This window comes from Sphingobacterium sp. UBA7038 (assembly GCF_002494055.1).
GTDB lineage: Bacteria > Bacteroidota > Bacteroidia > Sphingobacteriales > Sphingobacteriaceae > Sphingobacterium > Sphingobacterium multivorum.
In genome coordinates, this window is record NZ_DLAV01000011.1 from 268,381 (window position 1) to 289,358 (window position 20,978).

At 41.3% G+C, this 20,978-nt stretch carries 15 protein-coding genes; 5 read left to right on the forward strand and 10 right to left on the reverse strand.

The genetic code is table 11. From position 1 onward, the window contains the following. Positions 1-8: 8 nt before the first annotated feature. From B3H30_RS05630 to B3H30_RS05645, 4 genes are all read right to left on the reverse strand, one after another. The gene (locus B3H30_RS05630; RefSeq protein ID WP_286710404.1) at positions 9-3,107 is read right to left on the reverse strand and encodes a SusC/RagA family TonB-linked outer membrane protein; all 3,099 of its coding nucleotides are present in this window, start codon (positions 3,105-3,107) and stop codon (positions 9-11) included. A gap of 205 nt (positions 3,108-3,312) precedes the next feature. Continuing rightward, on the reverse strand, positions 3,313-5,448 hold the full coding sequence (locus tag B3H30_RS05635; RefSeq protein ID WP_286710405.1) for a TIM-barrel domain-containing protein: 2,136 nt from the start codon (positions 5,446-5,448) through the stop codon (positions 3,313-3,315). A 6-nt stretch (positions 5,449-5,454) separates the two neighbouring features. Then, positions 5,455-6,594 carry a glycoside hydrolase family 88/105 protein gene (locus tag B3H30_RS05640; protein WP_286710406.1) on the reverse strand — a complete coding sequence of 380 codons (1,140 nt, stop codon included), beginning with the start codon at positions 6,592-6,594 and terminating at the stop codon, positions 5,455-5,457. Between the two features lie 187 nt (positions 6,595-6,781). After that, positions 6,782-10,090, reverse strand: a complete 3,309-nt coding sequence (locus B3H30_RS05645; protein ID WP_159333232.1) for a TonB-dependent receptor — start codon at positions 10,088-10,090, stop codon at positions 6,782-6,784. Positions 10,091-10,555: 465 nt separating this feature from the next. Here B3H30_RS05645 and B3H30_RS05650 point away from each other — a divergent pair, with 465 nt between their 5' ends. After that, positions 10,556-11,032 carry a hypothetical protein gene (locus tag B3H30_RS05650; protein WP_070563649.1) on the forward strand — a complete coding sequence of 159 codons (477 nt, stop codon included), beginning with the start codon at positions 10,556-10,558 and terminating at the stop codon, positions 11,030-11,032. A 74-nt stretch (positions 11,033-11,106) separates the two neighbouring features. On the opposite strand, the gene B3H30_RS05655 is transcribed toward B3H30_RS05650, so the two are convergent. From B3H30_RS05655 to B3H30_RS05670, 4 genes are all read right to left on the reverse strand, one after another. Beyond that, positions 11,107-11,892 carry a M48 family metallopeptidase gene (locus B3H30_RS05655; RefSeq protein WP_286833593.1) on the reverse strand — a complete coding sequence of 262 codons (786 nt, stop codon included), beginning with the start codon at positions 11,890-11,892 and terminating at the stop codon, positions 11,107-11,109. Between the two features lie 152 nt (positions 11,893-12,044). Then, entirely contained in the window at positions 12,045-12,695 is a 651-nt protein-coding gene (plsY, locus tag B3H30_RS05660; protein ID WP_075993893.1) for a glycerol-3-phosphate 1-O-acyltransferase PlsY, read from the reverse strand. A gap of 15 nt (positions 12,696-12,710) precedes the next feature. Then, on the reverse strand, positions 12,711-13,568 hold the full coding sequence (gene nadC, locus B3H30_RS05665) for a carboxylating nicotinate-nucleotide diphosphorylase (RefSeq protein WP_115047441.1): 858 nt from the start codon (positions 13,566-13,568) through the stop codon (positions 12,711-12,713). A gap of 76 nt (positions 13,569-13,644) precedes the next feature. Next, positions 13,645-14,103 carry a DUF4783 domain-containing protein gene (locus B3H30_RS05670; protein ID WP_167450450.1) on the reverse strand — a complete coding sequence of 153 codons (459 nt, stop codon included), beginning with the start codon at positions 14,101-14,103 and terminating at the stop codon, positions 13,645-13,647. Positions 14,104-14,276: 173 nt separating this feature from the next. Between B3H30_RS05670 and gpmI the strand changes: the two genes are divergently transcribed. The 4 genes from gpmI to B3H30_RS05690 all read left to right on the forward strand — a co-directional run bounded on the left by gpmI (position 14,277) and on the right by B3H30_RS05690 (position 19,361). Further along, positions 14,277-15,809, forward strand: a complete 1,533-nt coding sequence (gpmI, locus tag B3H30_RS05675) for a 2,3-bisphosphoglycerate-independent phosphoglycerate mutase (protein ID WP_286710408.1) — start codon at positions 14,277-14,279, stop codon at positions 15,807-15,809. Then, on the forward strand, positions 15,790-16,377 hold the full coding sequence (locus B3H30_RS05680; RefSeq protein WP_115047437.1) for a hypothetical protein: 588 nt from the start codon (positions 15,790-15,792) through the stop codon (positions 16,375-16,377). The genes gpmI and B3H30_RS05680 overlap by 20 nt, the downstream gene beginning before the upstream one ends. 228 nt (positions 16,378-16,605) lie before the next feature. After that, positions 16,606-16,905 (forward strand): hypothetical protein, encoded by a 300-nt coding sequence (locus B3H30_RS05685; protein WP_201638742.1) that lies wholly within the window; start codon positions 16,606-16,608, stop codon positions 16,903-16,905. 161 nt (positions 16,906-17,066) lie between these two features. Continuing rightward, the gene (locus B3H30_RS05690) at positions 17,067-19,361 is read left to right on the forward strand and encodes a TonB-dependent receptor (protein WP_286710410.1); all 2,295 of its coding nucleotides are present in this window, start codon (positions 17,067-17,069) and stop codon (positions 19,359-19,361) included. A gap of 92 nt (positions 19,362-19,453) precedes the next feature. Here B3H30_RS05690 and B3H30_RS05695 read toward each other — a convergent pair whose 3' ends face one another. Together B3H30_RS05695 and B3H30_RS05700 are read right to left on the reverse strand one after the other, a co-directional pair. After that, positions 19,454-20,008 carry a ferritin gene (locus B3H30_RS05695; protein WP_286710411.1) on the reverse strand — a complete coding sequence of 185 codons (555 nt, stop codon included), beginning with the start codon at positions 20,006-20,008 and terminating at the stop codon, positions 19,454-19,456. A 188-nt stretch (positions 20,009-20,196) separates the two neighbouring features. Beyond that, on the reverse strand, positions 20,197-20,853 hold the full coding sequence (locus B3H30_RS05700) for a tetratricopeptide repeat protein (RefSeq protein WP_112375771.1): 657 nt from the start codon (positions 20,851-20,853) through the stop codon (positions 20,197-20,199). Between the last annotated feature and the right edge of the window lie 125 nt (positions 20,854-20,978).

Below are 20,978 nucleotides of genomic sequence, written 5' to 3' on the forward strand. Positions count from 1 at the left end.
GATAAATGCTAAAAATTGATATTTACGCCAAATCCAAACTCCCGTCTCCTCGGATAACGGCCATCATCCTCTCCCGGAGTCAGCGGATTGTTTGTACTGAATTCGGGATCGTAGCCCCTATAATTGGTCCATGTCAACAGGTTGCTTCCATAAACAAAGGCTGTAAGCCCTTTCATTTTTAATCTGTTGATCAACTGCGGATCGAAGGTATAGGCCAACCGTGCACTTGACAGACGAACAAATGTTGCATCTTCGATATAAAGGCTATTCTGGTTTGTTTTTAGGTTTCCACGGTTGTTTCTCTCCACATAATTTGGATATTTGGCCACATCGCCGGGTTTGCGCCATACATTATAGACCATATCCGGAGAGCCTGCTCCTGTGTTGCTCGGATAATTTTGACGTTGCAGCAGCGCATTGTAAACTTCACCACCAAAAGAACCGTTAAACAGTACATTTAGGGTAAATCGTTTGTATCTAAAGGTCTGCATAAAACCAAAGTAGAAATTTGGTGTCGCATTGCCGAGGATCATGCGGTCTTCGTCATTGATCAAACTATCTTTCTTATTGTTAAGCCATTCTGCATCTCCACCTTTCAGTTTACCATCGGGCGCATATAGCTGATGTACTGTACCCTGGTAATCACTACCATTGAAGGTATAGACTGCTTTTCCATCACGATACATCGGTTTACCCTGATCGTCAAGTACGAGTGTCAATTTCTCCCAATTATCATTGTAGGCGTTGGACTCGTCCCAGGAATAAACCCCTAAATTGCGCCAGCCATAGAAATTTCCGATACGGCCGCCTTCTTCTGCATACCATTTATTGCCCGGGAAAAATGGAATTCCATCTGCCAGCTTCACGATCTTACCGCGTTCAAAAGAAATATTACCATTCACTTCCCAGCTGAAATCAGGTGTTACGATTGGTTTTCCACTAATTACAAACTCCATTCCGCGGTTGCGAATCGTTCCCAGGTTGACATTCACTTTTGCATAACCAGTTTCCTTGGCAAGCTCTCGCGGATACAATAAATCTGTTGTAGTCTTGACATAGTAATCTGCCGTAAATCCTAATCGTCCATTTAAGAAAGTCAGGTCTAGGCCCACATTGTTCTGGGTGGTTGTTTCCCATTTGATCCGATTATTTCCAAATGTACTGGTCAATGCAGCTCCGCCGACACCATTATAGGACCCGCCGAAGGCCACTTTTGTATACGATTCATAATCGCCTACTTTATCGTTTCCAAGCTGTCCAATGCTGTATCTTAATTTAGCATCTACCAATGCCGGCTTCGCCCATTTCATAAAATTCTCGTCCGAAAAACGCCAGGCAGCAGATGCTGAGAGAAAGTTCCCCCATTTATTTGCTGCACCGAACCGCGATGAACCATCCCTTCTGTAGGATCCCTGAACGAGATAACGTCCTTTGTAATTGTAGCCAATACGGCTAAAAACGGAGGCAGAAGCGTTGGCCGTTGCTGTGGTATAGGTTTTTGACGGCGTGAGGTAATCCGGAAAAGTCACCAGAACTTCCTCATTGACGCTATTCATATATTCAGAATGAAAACGGTCATAGCGTCTGCGATCCGAACTGAATCCCAATAAGGCCGTGACATTATGGTCCTGTGCAAAAGTCTTGTTATAATTTAGATAAGATTGAAACTCCCAAGTGAACGTTTTATTAAACTCGTTTGTTCCGCTATTCTGATCCTTGTTTGCTGATAAAAAACGTGGTGAGAATTGGGTATTCTGTAAATTGTCCAACCGCACATTAAACAAGGTCGTAAATTTCAGGTCGTCCCGAATTTGATAATCCAACTGGTTGTTCAATTGCCCGGAATAGGTTTCATCGATATTTTTTTCAAACAAGGCGTTGGCGACAGGATTTCGCTTCGAACCGATGTAGCTTGTTAAAGAGCCATCAGGATAGTAAATCAAGGAATAAGCAGGACGATCCATGACGACGCGGATCGTATTGCCGATTGGAATCGTATTGCCTTTTTGCCAGGAAAAAGAAATATTGTTGGAATACCTCAATTTGGATGAAAACTGATATTCAACATTGATACGTGACTGTAACCGTTTGGCGTAACTATTCAAGATGATCGATTTATCATCCAGGTAATTCAAACTGCTGTAGTAACGGAGATTTTTCTGACCACCTGATACGCTCATCTTGATTTCTTTCTTTTGAGCAAGATTTCCCAACAAGAGTCTTTGTAAATCGTTATCCGAATTGAAACTTGGGTTGATGGAATCCGTATTGGTATTGAGGCCTTGAATATACCGGAAAGCCCTTACTTCAGCAGAGTTACTTACCGGGATATAATGGGCTAGACGCCCGAAAAGATGATTGTAATTGACATTAACCATGGGTCTTCCTTCGGATCCGCGCTTGGTTGTGATGAGGATTACGCCATTGGCTGCACGCGATCCATAAATAGATGCCGAAGCAGCATCTTTGAGGACCTCGATATTCTCGATATCTGTTGGATTTATGGTGGCACCATCGGGGTTAATTACTCCATCGACCAGATATAAAGGACCATTTCCCCCATTCAACGTGGAGGTACCCCGCACTTGAATAGATCCTGTCGCCCCAGGTGCTCCACCACCGTCATTGACAATAAGAACTCCGGCAGCCTGCCCCTGTAAGGCATCGAAAAGGTTAATGGGTTGACGCTCTTCGATTTTCTTTGCGTTGACGGAAGATATAGCGCCCGTAAGGTCACGTTTCTTTGCAACACCACCATAACCTGTAACAACAATTTCATCCAGCGCATTGTCACTATCTTCCAACGTGACATCAAGTTGTCGCTGGTTACCGACAGTACGCTCCTGCTCTTTCATGCCTACTTGACTAAAGACAACGGTACTGGATGGTGCAACATCAAGCTGATACTTCCCCGTGGCATCTGTACTTGTCCCCTGACTTTTCCCTTTGATACGAACAGTGACTCCCTGCAATGCCTCTCCTTTTTTGTTGGTCACCTTTCCCGAAAGCCGAATGTTTTGTTGGGCAAAGACCGGTAAGCCTATACTCCCCAAAGCTAGAAATAGGAAGAGTACAAAGCACCCCATTTTTGTGATACTTTTTATCATAATAAATCAGTTTTTATGGCGATTGTCTATCATGAGAAGATGATCGATAACCCGGCCATGCATTTAATAAATTGGTTATTTTTTTATTATCAGTTACCTCAAATATCAGTCAATCTGCGAGGTTAAACAGTGTATTTTTTGGTCTTTTTAGCAGTAAAAAATGGTTTTTAGGCGCTTAAAACATAGCTTATTGTTCAAAACAATATCATTGTCCCATAAATTCAAACTTTACTGTACCTATCGTATTCGGTTTATTTTTGGCTGGTGCCGAGATATCGCCTTCCAGTTTCCCCGACGCATTTCTTTTCAGGACTATCCTACGCCAAGAATAGGCCCCTTTCTCATAATCGAAACTCAGACCATCATCGTCATACAGGTTATACATCCCCTCCTTCTCCCCATAATGTCGGATAATCAGGTTCACTTTTTCTCCTGCTGCAGGCGCATGAAGCCGTGCTGTCGTCATTGGAATAATGCCCCCATCTTTTACATAGACGGGTATCCGATCGTCTCCGGGTTTGGCAACGATTTCCTCGCCGTTACCGACATAGCGGCCCGAATAGAAATCGTACCAGTTACCCTTAGGCAAAAGCACCTTTCTAGTAGACTCGCCTGTAAATAAAGGCGCCACCAACAGATATTCACCACACATGTACTGATCTTTTACCTCCTTGTTTACCGCTTCCAGATAAGGATTGGTTTCCAGATCCTGATTGCTCAGGCTCGCTTTTGTTTGCCCCTGAAATCCCTCTTCCAGCACCATGGCCCGAAAAGGAGGTGTTCCTTCAAAATGGTATTTTGCAAATTCAGAATAGAGATAAGGCATCAATTCCATCCGCAACTGCGCATAGTACTTCACTTTTTCCGCCACTTCAGGAAAAGACCAGGGTTTTGTTCCACTCGACCAAGCATTGATCATGGCCATTGGTGAGAATACAACAGTCTGGAAACGGCGCAACCATTCCTCGCCTGTCTTGGAACCCCTTACCTCCGGTGTCCACAGTACGCCGCAAAACCCACTATTGACCAGCGCTGTAATAAAGTCTTGATGACTATAATAGTCGTTATAGATTACATAGGGCATGTTGTTGGCTCCGGCGTTGGATGCACGCACCAGTCCAAACGTCCGTTTGTTGTGCTGGCGGTATAGACTGTCGGTCAATTTTTGTGCAAGTACACCATAGGTTTGCCGCATCTGTATACCACTGATACCCGAGGGAAATTTGGCCATATCGGGCCAAAGGTAGTAGTCGTAACCATCGACTTCATCAATCTTATATCCGCTGATGCCGATAATGATCTGCGAACGGCTCAATTGGCCTGCAAGGATGCGTTTTGCGTCTGGATGATTTAGATCAGGAACAGTTCCATTCCACACCGTATGTGAACCGGTAAAAGGTTCAATCGCTTTACTGATAGGAGATTCTGGAGAGATATAGGGGTTTGTCCATAGGTTCAGACGCACACCTTTATCGGCCAGTTTCTTTACCAAGGCTGCCGGGTTTGGAAAACGTCCCTTATCCCACTCAAAAGAACAAGGGTAAGCTTTGGACTGCCAGCCGGGTTCGAGACCGATAAAATCAAGCGGGAAGCCATGTGCCTCAAATTCCGCCACCTCCTTGATCACCTCATCTGCCGTATAAAGCTTTTGTACACGTTGCGTAAAACCGAGCCCCCATTTCGGCGGCAGGGCGCCACCGCCACAAAAGAGGTTATAGCGTTTTATGGCATCAAGCGGATTGATGCCTGCAAATACATAAACTTCGGCCCCTTCTGCAGGGACATATACTTCCACCGCATCGGAGTAAGGCCGAGAGTTCCAACTTTTATCGGTATTGCGATCTTTTACTTCTGCAGGAACTTTAGCGTCTTTCCGTACGCCTGTCCCCACATAATACGTTAAATATTGTGCTGAGTTGACCAATACACCATATCCTCTGGACGAGACGTAGAACGGAACAGGTGCATGAGTGCGCCCATTATCTTTGCCACCATAATGGTCGACATGCAGGTTAAGAATCTTGCCCCGCTGATGTACCGTCTGAAAATTAAGTCCCAGTCCGTAGATCTGTTCGTTTTTTTGCAGCGGGAACCGCAGGTATGTTTTACCATCGATCAGTTCGGCATGCACCTCCATTTTGGGTAAAGGAAAATCGACAGACTGCAACCGTTCGAGGGTCGCAGCTTGAGGTGTCGTACCTGCCGCAGACAGCAGCGTATAATTATCGGGTTTGCCAAATGTTCCTTTCCATACACCGGGGTATTGTTCCTGCCAACGAATAGGTTGTGCCGATGCTTCAATCGCCAACAAAAGCAGCAAAATTGTCCATAATCTCATCATAGCTGGTTATTTTTTTAATAAAGCGTACACACACCAAAGTATGGGCGCCTGGCCGTGCATATCACCTGTTTTCTGTTTTCGATCGAGATAGTACTGGTAATCATTTTTTCGGTTGGTACCTTCACAGACGTTGCTGATATCGCCATCTTTGTTGATGTAGCCCGTCAGAGCAATCCATGCCTTGCGTGCGATCGGCGTATATTCCTTAGCATCGAGCCATCCCTGTCTTATGCCCATAATAATGGCATAAGTGAACATGGCGGAACCCGAAGTTTCTACCCAGGATTCAGGTTTATCAATCAATTGCCCCCAAAGGCCGTCCGGCCGCTGATACTTCTTTAGGCTTGTGATCATTTTGCGGTAAGCAGCCAATATTTTGGGTCTATTGGGGTTGTCTTTCTTTAATGAAAACAGCAATTCGCTCATTCCTGCGGCCATCCAGCCATTCCCACGGCCCCAAAAGAAAGGCGCATCCGGTGCATGATAAAAAAGACCATTTTCCTTTTGAATGGTATCGAGGTAGACAACCATTTCATGGGCTGCGCGATCAATATAGTGCTGATCTCCCGTTACCTGAAAGGCTTTTGATTGAATCATGGTAATCATATACATATCGTCAATCCAGTAGCGGGTCTGCCAGGTAAGTCCTTTATCGAGAAATTTCTGATAACCATCTTTTACAACCTGAGGGGAGTCAATCGGAATGGACCATTGTGCATTTGCAAAACGCATTCCCATGGTGTAGAATTTCTTGTTTTTCGTTTGCAGATAGATTTCTAGCGGAACCGTTCCAAAGACGGCAAAGTCCACATGCCAAGGTCGTGGAACAAGGTGCTTTTCCGTGTCAAACAAAGGCATAAAGCGTTGTGTCAATTGCGTCAACAATTTCTGATCATTGCTCACTTCGGCATACTTCAATGCTCCATACCAGGCACAGACTTCGGGATAAGTAATGTTTTTTGGCGGAGCTGGCGGTTTAAAACTGTTATGCGGACTTGCCACAAAACGTTGAGCCACGAGATCACCTATTAATCTGGGGTCAGCCTGCGCTGGCCAATTAACGAGATCTGTGCTTTGCGCAAATGCACAAAGAGACATGCAGACGCCAATCCCCAGGAGTATGGACATACAGAACTGCTTCATCATCAGTTGGGTTTATAATTAAGTTATAACCCAAATATCAGCAAGCCAGTCTGTATTAAGGGGGTAGTTTTTGTTCGTTTAGGTGGAAAGATTGGTAAATTTAAATACACTATCAAACAATTAAGCCACAAAAAAAGCTACCTCATATTCATGAGATAGCTTTTCTTTTCTAATATATATATTCGAGCTCCTAGTTAAATTTAAATTTAACACCAAACTGCATATAATAAGTTGAAGAGATCGATTCGTTCGGTCGATTCAACTCTTTTATTACATCGCCATTTGCATAGCCCAAGTTAAATGTTGGAACTGTAGTGCCATTTGCTGCTACTTTATCAATATTTTTTGGAGTCAATAAAATATTGTTATTAATTTTATAAGTACCCCAAGAAGAATTAAATAGGTTACCAATATTCATCACATCCCAGAAGAATTCTAATGAATTATTTCCGCCACCGATTCCTCTAAATACTTCTTGTGACAAATGGAAGTCAAACTGGTGTCTCCATGGTGCAACAGCGCCATTACGTTCAACATACTTTCCTTTGTGCTCGCTAAGGTACTTATCGCCATCCACTAAGCTCCAAAATATGTCGGATTGCTCCTGCGCAGTGTAGGCTTTCTTACCATAGTTACTGTTACCAGCCGCTATATCAATAAATTTCAATTCTGAAGCATCTTTCGGGATGTAGATTAAGTCATTATTTTGACCATCACGATTAAAATCAGAACCATAATAGTAAGAGAATCTACCCATTGAGCTTCCACTATAGAATAATGTCATCGAAGTGTTCAATTTACCAATCCAATTGTTGGTGTAAGTCACAGATCCCATTAAACGATGAGGAACAATATTGGTAGTATATCCCAGTTCGGGATTATTGGAGTTACCGTTTGCTTGAAGAGGAATAGACCATAGGTTTTGAATTTGATCTCCAGCTCCATCACCGTAATTTTTAGCTCCACTATAAGTGTATGCAACCATTCCGGAAAATCCTTTATCGAAGCCTTTTTGCAATTGAGCAGTTACCGAATAATAATGTCCACCTTTCGCATTGGTCATGTACGTTGGAATAAACTGTCCTGAAGATCCTTTAACAGGTTGTCCTTTTGAGTCAATTGTATATAGGTATTTATCTGCGTTTGCATTCGGGAAAATAAATCTAGTATCTCCATATCCAGCGATATTCATTGCCGTCGGATCAACCAAGTTTACATTTTTTGCAACTACAGCATTGATATCTTTATTATAGATAGCTTCTACTGTACCGACCATTCCCCAAGGTAGTTTGTAATCAACTGCGACACTTGATTTCCAGGTTGAAGGAAATTTAAGGTTAACATCCATCGCTGACATGTTACCAGGCAATGAAGTACCAGCAGCATCAGGTTTAGCTGGGTAATTCGCTTTAATATCTGGGCTAAATACAGGCATATTAGCATCACCTGCAGCATAAGTCTTTGTATATTGAAGCATACCGGAATCTCCTGATTGAGCAACGATCCAAACAAAAGGAATTCGACCAGTAAATACTCCTGTACCTCCACGAACAATAAATGAACGATCACCATTAACATCATAATTAAATCCAAAACGCGGAGATACCATTACTCTTGTTTTAGGCATCGCACCTGTATTTAGATGAAGTCCGTTAGCAAATTCTAAGCTCTGCAACAGTGGGTGAGTTTTCATTTCTGAAACATCTGGATACGTTGGAAGTTCTAAACGCACTCCCCCCGTTAATTTCAGTTTTTCATTTACTGTAAACTGATCTTGTAGATAAAGTGACCACTGGTTAAACTTGAAGCTTGGCATAGCTTGCGAACCATCTGCAGTTAATGGATAAGTCAACGCATAATTTACAGCAGGTTTACCCCCAATAAAGTCTTGCCAAGAATTATACATATAATACCCTGCTCCGAAACGTTGAAACCCATTTACTGTCCGAGATGTCTCAAACTGAAGACCTCCAGTAAAATAATGATCGTTCAAGGTATAGTTAGCGTCATAATTTGCAGTCCAAGTTTTGACCGAGCGAAGGTTTCCGTACGTAAACGGATCTGTTCCAAAAGAGGTAAGTACGTTACCACCTGTACCAGCAATACCATCACGTATGTCAACTAAAGGAAATATATCTCCAGAGACACTTCGCGGCTCATCTTGGTTCACATAAGAGAGACGGGCAGAATGATTCAAATTACCAATCTTTCCATTATATTCGGCTGTCGCGGAATATAAGTTTGTTTCTTGAAAATAATTCGAGTTTTGAAAACTTAAAGCATTATTTCCAGTTCTACTCATTGGATACACTTTTGTATCAATATTAGAACCACTAAATGAAGAACTCAAATTAGAAGGAGATTTCCCTTTAACTTGGTTGTATCTAAAATTGATTTTGTGATTATCAGCAATGTTCCAGTCGATACGAGCAAAAATCTTATCATTATTACTTTTCGAAGAATATCCTTGGTAAGCACCAGGATCATAACCGTAAGTATTTTTCAAATAATTGCTCACTTCATCCATAAAAGCAACTGTAGGTCTTGCAAAATAACTTGTAGTTCCATAGTCAGATTCTTTTACAGAAGCAACTTTGGTCGGCCCTGGTTCAGTTTGCTTCAATTGTTCAACATTCACAAAGAAGAATAACTTGTTTTTAATAATTGGACCACCTAAACTTACACCATACTGTTTTACACTTAGATCATTAGGTGTAAACACCACATCATTTACACGAGTTCCTTGTTGTTTATCAGAACGACCACTATAAAAAGCTGAGCCAAAGAAATCGTTACGACCAGAACGTGTTACAGCATTAATAGACGCTCCTGTAAAACCTGATTGGCGAACATCAAAAGGAGTTACATTCACTGAGATCTGCTCTATCGCGTCAATAGAAATTGGAGATCCATTTGCTGGAATATTTTGGCCAATACCAAATTGGTTATTGAAATTCGCTCCGTCAACAGTGAAATTATTGGCACGGTAATTTCCCCCACCAATAGCAGTACCGTTAGATTGGGGAGTTAAACGGGTTAAATCATTTACACTTCTAGTAATTGTAGGCAAATTTTCGATCTGACGACGCCCAACAATGGTAGATGCTCCATTTCGCTCTCCTTTTAAAACTCCAGCTCTTGTAACAACTACTTCTTCAAGATTAGTCGCTGAATCGCCGAAAACAGGATTTACTACGAATGGTTCACCTAATTGCAAATAAACATCTTCATACACGATAGGTTGTTGTCCTACATAGGTTACTTCAATTCTGTAAGGTCCACCAACACGCATATTGGCAAGGTTAAACCTGCCTGCAGCATTAGCCGAGCTTGAATAAACTGTTCCTGATGGGACATGCGTAGCTTTAATTGTTGCTCCCGATGTGAACTGTCCGTTTGACTCTTTTACAATACCTGTAACGCTACTTGTCGTAACCTGAGCTTGTACAGCACCATAACTAGCCATAACAAGAGCGAAAAAGAGTAAAGATCTTTTCATATAATGTGATTTGTTAAAAAATGTTAAGCAAAATTACTAAGAGATTTCAAATTACAAAGGACTTAATATAAACTTAACACACTAAACCACACCCATTTCATGAAATTCACACCAAAAATCAGACATCAACCTATAATTTATCACGACAAAAAACGTTGTAAGATGTTTTAAACCAGCATTTACATTCTAATTATCGGATCAAAAATAGTTTTCCACATCAATTCTGGATTTTTTTTTTGTAACAACATTCTTCCAATCGGAATTTAACTTTTTGAAAATTTTTAACTAATTTCCTGTCAATCGAGACTTTTATTAAACAACTCAGTTTCTTGTCGAATTTGAGCCACTGTAACTTATTCTGACCAAAAAAATCTAAACGATTCTATAGGCCTGATGGTTTATATAAAAAATGTTTCAAAAGCCAAGAACTTTTCAGAAATTCGCAAACCTAATAATTTATGCTTCATGGAAGACGGTATTCAAAATTCTTCTTTTCAAGAACCTGCAGACATTAAATTGTCTCCGGCAGGACTCTCCTTCTTGGCTTCAGCGGCCAAATGGGCCAATTTTTTGGCCATTGTCTGTTTTATTTTCATCGGCATTTCTGCCATAACCATGGTCAGCCTAATCTTCGGAGCCAGTGCATTATCACTCGGGGCCGACGAATATGTCACAGCAGGGGCCTTATCCACATTCGGTGTACTTTATCTTTTATTTCTTGCTTTTTTCTGCCTTCCAATTTATTTCCTTTATAATTTCGGATCCAAAGCGAAAAAAGCTATTGAAAACCGCGACACCATTCAGCTGGAGCTCTGCTTGGATGCGTTAAAAAAACATTACAAATTTATTGGCATCATGGTCATCATTACCATAGCCTTTAATTTTATGGGATTGGTTATCGGTGTAGTGCTCGGCGTTAGCGATGCGCTAGCCGGGGTGTAACTTGATCAAAATATAATGCAAAAAAAAGAGGGATCTGCTCACGCAAATTCCTCTTTTCGTATCCTATCAATCGTTTATTTTTTATAATATTTCATTGCGTTTGGAATCAATTTCTGAATATCCGCAATCCGTCGCTCATCACTCGGGTGGGTACTCAAAAACTCAGGCTGCCCTTTTTGACTACCCGATGCCATACGCTTCCAGAAATCTACAGCTTCATTGGGATTGTAACCCGCCAAAGCCATAATAATCAAACCCGCTGCATCCGCATCCGATTCGTCGCTTCTCGAAAATTTCAGTTGCGCCAAGTTGCCTCCTAATCCATAAAGATTGTTAAAAACACCAAGCGTACTGTTTCCAGATACGCCTGCAGCTGAACCTAAAATTTGTCCACCCAGCTGTAAAGCGATCTGATTCGAAGCCTGAGCCACAGAGTGTTCTTCAATAGCGTGTGCTATCTCGTGTCCCATTACTGTTGCCAATCCCGCTTCTGTACGTGTTACTGGTAATATTCCGGTATATACCGCAACTTTACCCCCAGGCATACACCATGCATTCACGTCATCACTCTTCACCAGATTAAACTCCCAATTGAAGTTAAATTGATTTGCGCGACCTGTACTCTGCAAATACTGATTTACCGCCGTTGCAAGCTTGTTACCAACACGTTTTACCATCGCCGCATCTGCAGTTCCGGTTACTACTTTCGCGCTATTTTTCGATAAGAAATCTTTATAAGCCAATGCAGCTTGTTGGTTCACTTGATCAGCACTGACCAATTTCAAATATTTTTTCCCGGTAACAGCAGAAGTTGCACAACCCGACAACCCCGATGCCAGTGTTACACATGTTAATACCATAGCTGAATACTTAAACATTCCGTTCATAGTTTAAATTTTATTTCAAGGGCCATATGGAGTTTCGAAGCGAAAGATAATCGCTTTTCAGCGCATCCAACATGGATATTTTACAATAATTTATTAATCCATCGTAGCGAATGCAATTATTGTGCCTATTCTTTTTCCTTCGGCTTTTTCTTAAAGAGGTAAATCTTGGATTCATGCCCCTTTAACAAACGCTCTATATTCTTTTGGTGGGTAATTAACAACAGAATACAGATGGCTATTCCGTAAAGCAGCACAGAAGGTATCGTTGTTTTAAAAATAAAGGCCAAACTAAAAGGAAATGCAAAACCTGCAGAAATGGAACCGAGCGAAACATAATGAGTTGTCAGCAGGATGATGATAAACACTGAAACACAGACCAAAGCGGCAGGTGTATGTATAGCGAGGATCATACCACACAGGGTTGCCACCCCTTTTCCACCTCTAAACCCTGCAAATACAGGAAACAAATGTCCTAATACCGCAATAACGCCAAGTGCCAACTGAAAGTTGACAAATTGGACATCGCTGGTATTTTGCCCCAGTTCTATTAAATAAGCCAGGTTTGTTGCTGTCCAGCCTTTAAATATATCTACAAACATCACGATCGATCCCGCTTTAGGGCCCAATACGCGAAAGGTGTTAGTCGCCCCAGCATTACCGCTACCATACTCACGAACATCTACCCCATAAAATGCCTGTCCCAACCAAACTGCTGTAGGTATGGAACCAAACAAATAAGCTAGTAATACTGCAGTTACTAAATAAATCGATATCATTAATTAAATCAGTTCTTATATTAATTTGGCTTTCAGACTAAGATCCAAGCTCTTTACACTATGTGTTAAAGCGCCTACTGAAATATAATCTACCCCAGCCTCCGCATACGATCGGATCGTGTCGAAAGTTATTCCCCCAGAGGCCTCTGTCTTGAATCGATGGTCAATTAGCTGAACAGCTTTGGCTACATCCTGCGGCGAAAAATTATCTAACATGATTCGGTCCACTTCGCCAAAGTTAAGAACTTCATCAAGCTCCGCAAAATTTCGGACTTCAATTTCTATTTCTATTGGTTTATTTAGGTTCTTTCTGTAATCATTTGCGCGCTTTAGAGCCGGTACAATACCGCCACTATAGTCCACATGATTGTCCTTAATTAAAATCATATCAAAAAGACCAAAACGATGATTGGTCCCACCTCCTATACGAACGGCTTCTTTCTCCAATACACGCAATAAGGGTGTGGTTTTCCGGGTATCCAAAACTTTCGTACCTGTACCTTTGAGAAGGTCTACGTATTTTCGGGTAGTTGTCGCAATGCCACTCATACGCTGCATGACATTCAGCACCAAACGCTCTGCCAGCAAAATACTTTGGATATTTCCCCTCACATAAAAAGCAATATCACCTACTTTAACCTGACTTCCATCGTGGATAAACACCTCGCAGGTCAACGTATCGTCAATATAGGCAATAATCGCCTGCGCCACTTCAACTCCGGCCAAAATACCATTATCCTTAACAATCAATTTGGCTTCCCCTTGTGCCCCAGTTTCAATCGTAGAAAGTGAGGTATGATCTCCATCGCCCAAATCCTCCGCGACAGCCTGTTTTACAAAATGGGCCAAAAAGTCCTTGATTTCCTTCTCCATAATACTATTTATTGGGCTAAGATGTGGAATAATTTTTTAATCGAAAAATAGATTTATAAAAAAAGCATCGCTAGCTTTAATTTTTGTCGATTCTTAGCTCTTCAATCGAATGGTTATTATTTCCTACGCCGATCTTAATAAAGACACGATAGTTTGTTTGTTCTGTAGCTAATGTAAATGTAAAATATTGATAGCCATTGTTCGCATTGCTGGCTTGCGTCAATTTAACAGTCTTGGGTTTATGCTGATTAAAAAATGCCGCCAACATGATTTCTGACTGATACTTTGTGTAGACGCCATTCTCCCCCAAAATAGATAAGGTTAAGTTTGAGCCGAAATACTTGGCCATATTTTTTGCATTACCTTCTTTCAAATACGATTTCAGTTCCTCTGAAATACTTTCTAAAGAATCATCATCACCTGACAAAGCTACCTTTACCACTGGATTTACTTCTCTTAAATAATGCCCGAAGGCCGCAGTATGTACAAAAAGACTAGTAATAAGTATAAATGCGCAATAGCTTAAAAATTTCATATAGCTCAACATATTATAGAACAGCTTCTATCATCCATATCAATCATTAGGTAGCTCCGTTTTTTAACCGAACATATCCTATGCCACAAACCTATAAAATTATTACGGATTAACAAGGGAACTTTTTAAGATGCGTTGATAGATTCTAAAATTAAGATTATCTTTGTTATACGATGAATAAGAAAAAAGTTGCACTCATGATCCTAGATGGACTAGGATATGGAAAACATGATAAATCAAATGCAGTTGAAGCTGCAAACACTCCATTTTTAGATCATTTATTAGAAGCTTATCCAAACTCGAGCTTAGAGGCCTCTGGTGAAGCTGTCGGCTTACCTGCTGGACAGATGGGTAACTCAGAGGTTGGTCACATGAATCTTGGCGCCGGAAGAATCGTCTATCAAGAATTGGGTCGTATTCACAAAGCAGTCAACGATGGCGTATTCAATACGGATCCTATTATTCAAGACGCATTTAAATATGCATTGGAAAATAACAAAAAGGTACATTTAATCGGATTACTTTCCGATGGTGGTGTACACGCACATACAAAGCACTTAAAAGGCTTATGTGATGCTGCAAAACATGCTGGCTTGACAAGTGACCAAGTTTTTATACATGCCTTTTTAGATGGCCGTGATACGGATCCAAACTCCGGCATTGGTTATGTTAAGGACCTACAAGACTATTTAAAGACGACAACAGGTACTTTTGCCTCTGCAATCGGTCGATATTATGCGATGGACCGCGATAACAGATGGGAACGTGTAAAATTAGCCTACGATCTTTTAGTAAAAGCGGAAGGTGAAAAATCCAGTGACCTTGTTGCATCGATCCAAAAATCATACGACGAAGGTGTAACCGATGAATTTGTAAAACCAATTGCATTGGTAGACTCAAATGGTGCGCCAGTGGCAACAATCCAAGAAGGTGATGTGGTCTTCTGTTACAACTTCAGAACGGATCGCGGCCGCGAGATTACAATCGCTTTAACGCAAAAGGCATTTCCAGAATATAATCTACAACCCTTGGATCTATATTATGTGACTATGACATCTTACGATGAAACATTTCAAAATGTCAGCGTTGTTTTCCAAAAAGACAACTTGTCCAATACCTTAGGTGAAGTGTTGGAAGCAAACCATAAAACACAAACACGTATCGCCGAAACAGAGAAATATCCGCACGTGACATTTTTCTTTTCAGGAGGTCGTGAACAGCAATTTGAAGGTGAAAACCGCCTGTTGGTTCCATCTCCAAAAGTAGCGACCTACGATCTTCAACCGGAGATGTCTGCTCAAGGAATTACTGAAGCTATCGTCAACGATATGGAAACACTTCAACCTGATTTTATCTGCCTGAATTTTGCGAATCCTGACATGGTAGGTCACACGGGTGTTTTTGAGGCTGTTATAAAAGCAGTGGAAACTGTTGATCAATGTACAAAAACGGTTGTTGAGACAGGCCTTAAAAATGGTTACTCCTTTATTATTTTGGCCGACCACGGTAACTCCGAGTTTATGGTCAATGAAGATGGATCGCCAAATACGGCACATACAACCAATTTGGTTCCATGTATCTTGATTGACGATCAGTATAAGAAAATAGCAGATGGTAAATTAGGTGATATTGCCCCAACCGTCTTACAGCTTTTAGGCGTCAATATCCCCGTTGAAATGACAGGAAATGTATTGGTATCAGAATAATAATTTACTTATAAATAGTGGCAGAGCACTTTCCCTTGTTATGGGCAGTGCGCTGCTTTTTTGGAGCTGTGGGTCTCCATCCGCGACAAAAGGTCCTCAAAAATCTTCAGACATATTTTCTGTTGATTCATTCTTTACTGCCGAGGTCAATCGCCTGCAGCAACTCAACCCCTCGGTTCTAAAATCTGTCAACAAAGATGGAGAAAAAGAACAAAAGGAACTGAAAATTAGCAACTGGAAAAATGAACTTTCCGCCTTTCAAGCTGCCGACATCAGCAAAAACTTCGATCCATCACTGTATGAAGTTAAAGCTGTAGACTGTGTAACAGAATTTACAGCTAAAAAGAAAGAACTACAAATACAAAAGTTACGCATCGAATTTGATAACAACGAAAAGGTAAAACACATCCATATCGATAAAAAGATAACAAATACCTTATACGATAGTCAAGAAAAATTAGACTATTATACGGACTCGCTTTATCGCATTGTCAAATTTCAAGATGTCCAAGGCTTGGATGCCAATCAATATGAAATTGAAGGCAAGTTTATTCCTTCCAAAAAATAAACAACCTTATCGATCATATGCAAAGTGTCTATCTAATCTTTGGATAGACACTTTTTTTTTTGTTCCGACGGGTATCCCCTATCACATCTTTTCGATAATCGGTTCAAAATAATAAATGCAACACAATTGCTTTGTATTATATTTTCCTTACCTTTGATCTGATTAACAAAATAACTCAAGAGAAAACGTGGGTTTAAACGTAGTGGTTTTAGCGTGAAAGGTATCTCATTGAACAAATTCGCAGCATTAATGCTCTTATTGACCTTCTTAATTGGTCAGTTCATTGTGTATACCCATGCGCATACGCAAACTACACTCAGTATCGTAGACAGTCCTGCAAAAAAACACCACACGGATCATCCCAAGTGCTCCATTTGTGATCAAAACTCACACCCACAAATTCTTTTCCATTTTACGCTGCACGAATTAATACTTCCGACACAGCAGGTTGAATTTGGACTGTTTATCACCGGAGATCAAATTATTCGATCACTGCTTTCTGGCAATCGTGGTCCCCCCATCGCTTAGTTTTTACATAAGTCCGATAATGTCATTCATATACCCTTCTCATTATTGCGACAAACGACTTCATACAAGTTTTTAGAACTCGACAGTCTCAAGAATTCATACGATGAGTTATTGAGCTGCTGTTTTGCTTGATGTTATATACGTAAAAATTATTCGTACAGATGAAACTTAAAATTATAGGCTGCATTTTTATGCTTGCCACTTATTTCTCCATATTTCCAGCTCTCGCCGCAACAATCAGCGGTAAAATAACGGATGCGAAAACGAATCTTCCCATTGCTGGCGCTACAATAGCGCTGCAACAGCTTCGTTCGAGCACCGCATCAGACCAGCAAGGTCACTACAGCTTCAAATCACTTCCTTCAAGTGGACGCTATTTGGTTGAAGTCCGTTTCTTGGGCTATCAGTCCGTTGTTAAGACCGTCGATCTCACTTCGGAAAATCTTTCCCTTGATTTCGCCCTAACAGAAAGTATTATTGAAACCAATGAAGTCGTCGTTACGGGTACATTGGTCACCTCACAGAGCCGTCGCAACAGTACCTCAGTAGCTGTCATTTCCAAAGATGAACTGCAGGGAAATGCAACGAATCTGATTGATGCACTAGCACGACAAGTTCCCGGGCTAAGCCAGATCACAACAGGACAAGGTATTTCAAAACCTGTTATACGGGGACTCGGTTATAATCGAGTCGTCACCGTGAGTGATGGTGTTAAACAGATGGGACAGCAATGGGGTGACGAACATGGTATCGAGATCGACCAAAATCAACCGGATCGTGTGGAGGTCCTACGTGGTGCAGCCTCTTTGATGTACGGATCTGATGCTATCGGCGGTGTAATCAATGTGCTTGAACCAAATGTTCCTACAGCAGGGCAAATTAAAGGTGAAGTACTGAGCAGCTACTCCACCAACAACGGATTAACCAATAGTTCGGTTATGCTTACCGGCAATGAAAATGGCTTTGTATGGCGTGGTCGTGGTTCTTATCAAAATGCCTATTCGTACAATACGCCAGCAGGCCGATATGGCAATAGTGGTTTTAACAACAGTAATTTTAGTGGTATGCTCGGGCTGAACAAGCAATGGGGCTACTCTCATCTGAATTTTTCGTACCTGAAAAATAATATCGGCTTTTACGATGCCGAACCTGGTGACCCGCTTTACATCAACTCAAAAAGCCGTACCTTGGACTTCCCCAAGCAGGACATCCGTCATTACAAACTGGCTCTCAACAATAACTTTGTCATCGGTTCCGGTAGTTTAAAACTTGATCTGGGCTATCAAAAAAATCAACGTCGGGAACTTGAAGAAGCAACGCCTTCCTTATTCTTTGATCTGAATACATATTCACTTGACGCAAAATATTCGTTGAGTGAAAAAAATGGCTGGCAACATGTATTTGGCATTAGTGCAAGCCAGGAGCATAGTCTAAATAAAGGTGTTGAATTCTTAATTCCGGCCTATGATCAGTTGGAATTGGGCGCCTTTGGATATGCAAAGAAAACCTGGGGCGAAAATACCTTTAACGTCGGATTACGCTATGACTACGTCAACAACAAAGGCAAACAGCTCTTTATTGAAGACGAAGAGCAGTTCGCCGGTTTTAAAAATAGTTTCAGCAATGTGAGCGGAGCACTTGGATATACCCATATTTTCAGCGAAGACCTCAATTTCAAAGCAAATGCCGGTTCGGCTTTTAGAGCGCCTAATCCGGCAGAATTAGGTTCCAACGGGGTACACGAAGGAACGTACCGCTATGAAGTTGGTAATGAAACCCTGAAACCTGAACGAAGTTACCAAGCGGATGCAACGCTGGAGTTTGGACATAGCATCGTCACAGGAAGTATCGGAATCTATGAAAATTATATCCACAACTTTATCTATGCCTCAACAACAAAAGGCGATACCAAAACTGTGGTGGGTGAAGATGGTGATTCGCATACCTACGACGTATACCGCTATGGCCAGGTCAACGCCAATCTTTACGGTGTCGAAGGAAGTCTAAATTTTCATTTGTTGAACTGGATACACCTGGATAATACATTTAGCTATACCCATGCACAGAACAATACATTTAACAGACCGCTTGCATTGATTCCAGCTGGTGTTGTACACAATACCTTGCGGCTTGAGCCTAAGATTAACGGTTTGAATGCTTTCTACGTTTCTGTGGGTCTGGACAATTATTTCAAACAGAACCGCATTGATGAAACCTTCGAAACCCCAGCAAACTCGTATTCCTTATTGAACGCAGGGATCGGTACAACATTACATCTCGGATCGCAACAGCTCAAAGTATTTGCAGCAGCTTCAAACTTGACCAACAAACGTTATTACGATGCACTGAGCCGATTGCGCCCAGGACGTCTTTCACAGGAAGACACGAGCTTTGGTGTCTATAACATGGGGAGAAACATCACCTTCGGTGTGTATATGCCATTGCGCATAAAGTAAATTTAGCTTAGCACAAACGAGTCGATTAAGATTAGTACACAGTAAAATAGAAAAAGGCGGGATCTACGATCCCGCCTTTTTCTGTTTTACAATTATTTGGGATCATCTGCTGTTGCTTCTCTTGCCAAAGTCACTTCGTCGGGCATGGCTTCCAACGAGGAATCCAACGCGAACAAGGATTCATCTGATGCGCGGTCACCACCGGCGATTTTCAATTTATCCATCAATTCCAATGCTAACTTCTCTTCCTCGATCTGCTCCTTAACAAACCACTGCGCAAAGTTCCATGTTGCCCAGTCCTTTTCCGCCAACGCCAAATTGACGATGTTATAGATCGCTTCAGTATTATCTACTTCGTGTTTAAAAACGCGATTAAAGCATTCGGTCAATGATTGTGGGTCAGCTGGCGGCTCTGCGATAGCTTGTATCCTAGGACGACCACCCCGTTCAAGTATATACCCCATAATCTTAGTCATGTGATTACGCTCTTCCTGGGCATGTCTATACAGAAAATTGGCGATTCCGCCATAACCCTGATCATCTGCCCATACCCCCAACGCCAAATAAATCTGTGCAGCCTCAGCTTCTTTAGTCATCTGACTGATTAAAATTTGCTGCATTTCCTTTGACAATCGATTCGTTTCCATAATATTCATTTTGATTTAGGAAAAGAACAGTCTCAGCGCTGATTTCGTTTGAAATTTATCAAAACAAAAACGGCTAAAATCAGCCCGTTTAAATGAAAAGCAGCTCATTGCTAACACAGCGATTCCAACAGGCACAAAAAAAAGGGAACGCCTGTTGGCATTCCCTTTTGTATACTTTTATAGCGATACTATTTCAAGTTATCTCTATATACTTTCGCTTTTTTGATTTCTGTTTGAATATCTTTTTTCGATGCATCAAAGCTCAACACTTTTTCATAATCCTTGATTGCATTGTTATAAGCGTCAGTTGCCATTGCCTTATTGTAATTCGGCGTACCCGCTGTTCCGATCAAGATACCTAAATCACGATTCGCAATCGCTCTATTTTGATAGAATTTCGAATCAGTAGGCGTAATGGCAATTGCTTTTGAATAATCCTCAATAGCAACTTTCAACAACTGCTCTTTGTTGGCAACAGATGTCTTATTTGTGGATTGAGTAGCGAGGTTGTTTGTTGCTTTCGCTTTGAAATATAAAGCATTTGCATTTTTACCGTTCAATGCAACTACTTTTCCAAAAGTCTCCGCTGATTTTTTATAATCACCATTTTGAAATTGAGAATATCCCAACATATATAATACGTCCGGATCTTTCCCTTCCTGAGGGAGGGCTTTAGTCAAGTATGACTCTGCATTCTTGAAATCACCATCCAAAAGAGCTTTCTGCCCCATTCTCACATTAGCGTTGCTATGCTCAGCCTGTTTTGGTTGTTGTGCATTCGCGCTAAAAGCAACTAAGGCAAAAACCCCAGTAAACAAACCCAATTTAAATGATTTTAAATTCATATCTAACTAGTTACGTGTTTATATTCACTCTTTAATGATCACGTGTGATCGTTTCTACATTTTTGAAAAAACCGCCGATTGATTTCTTTAAACGCAAGAACTGCCATCGGTGCCCTTTCACATTC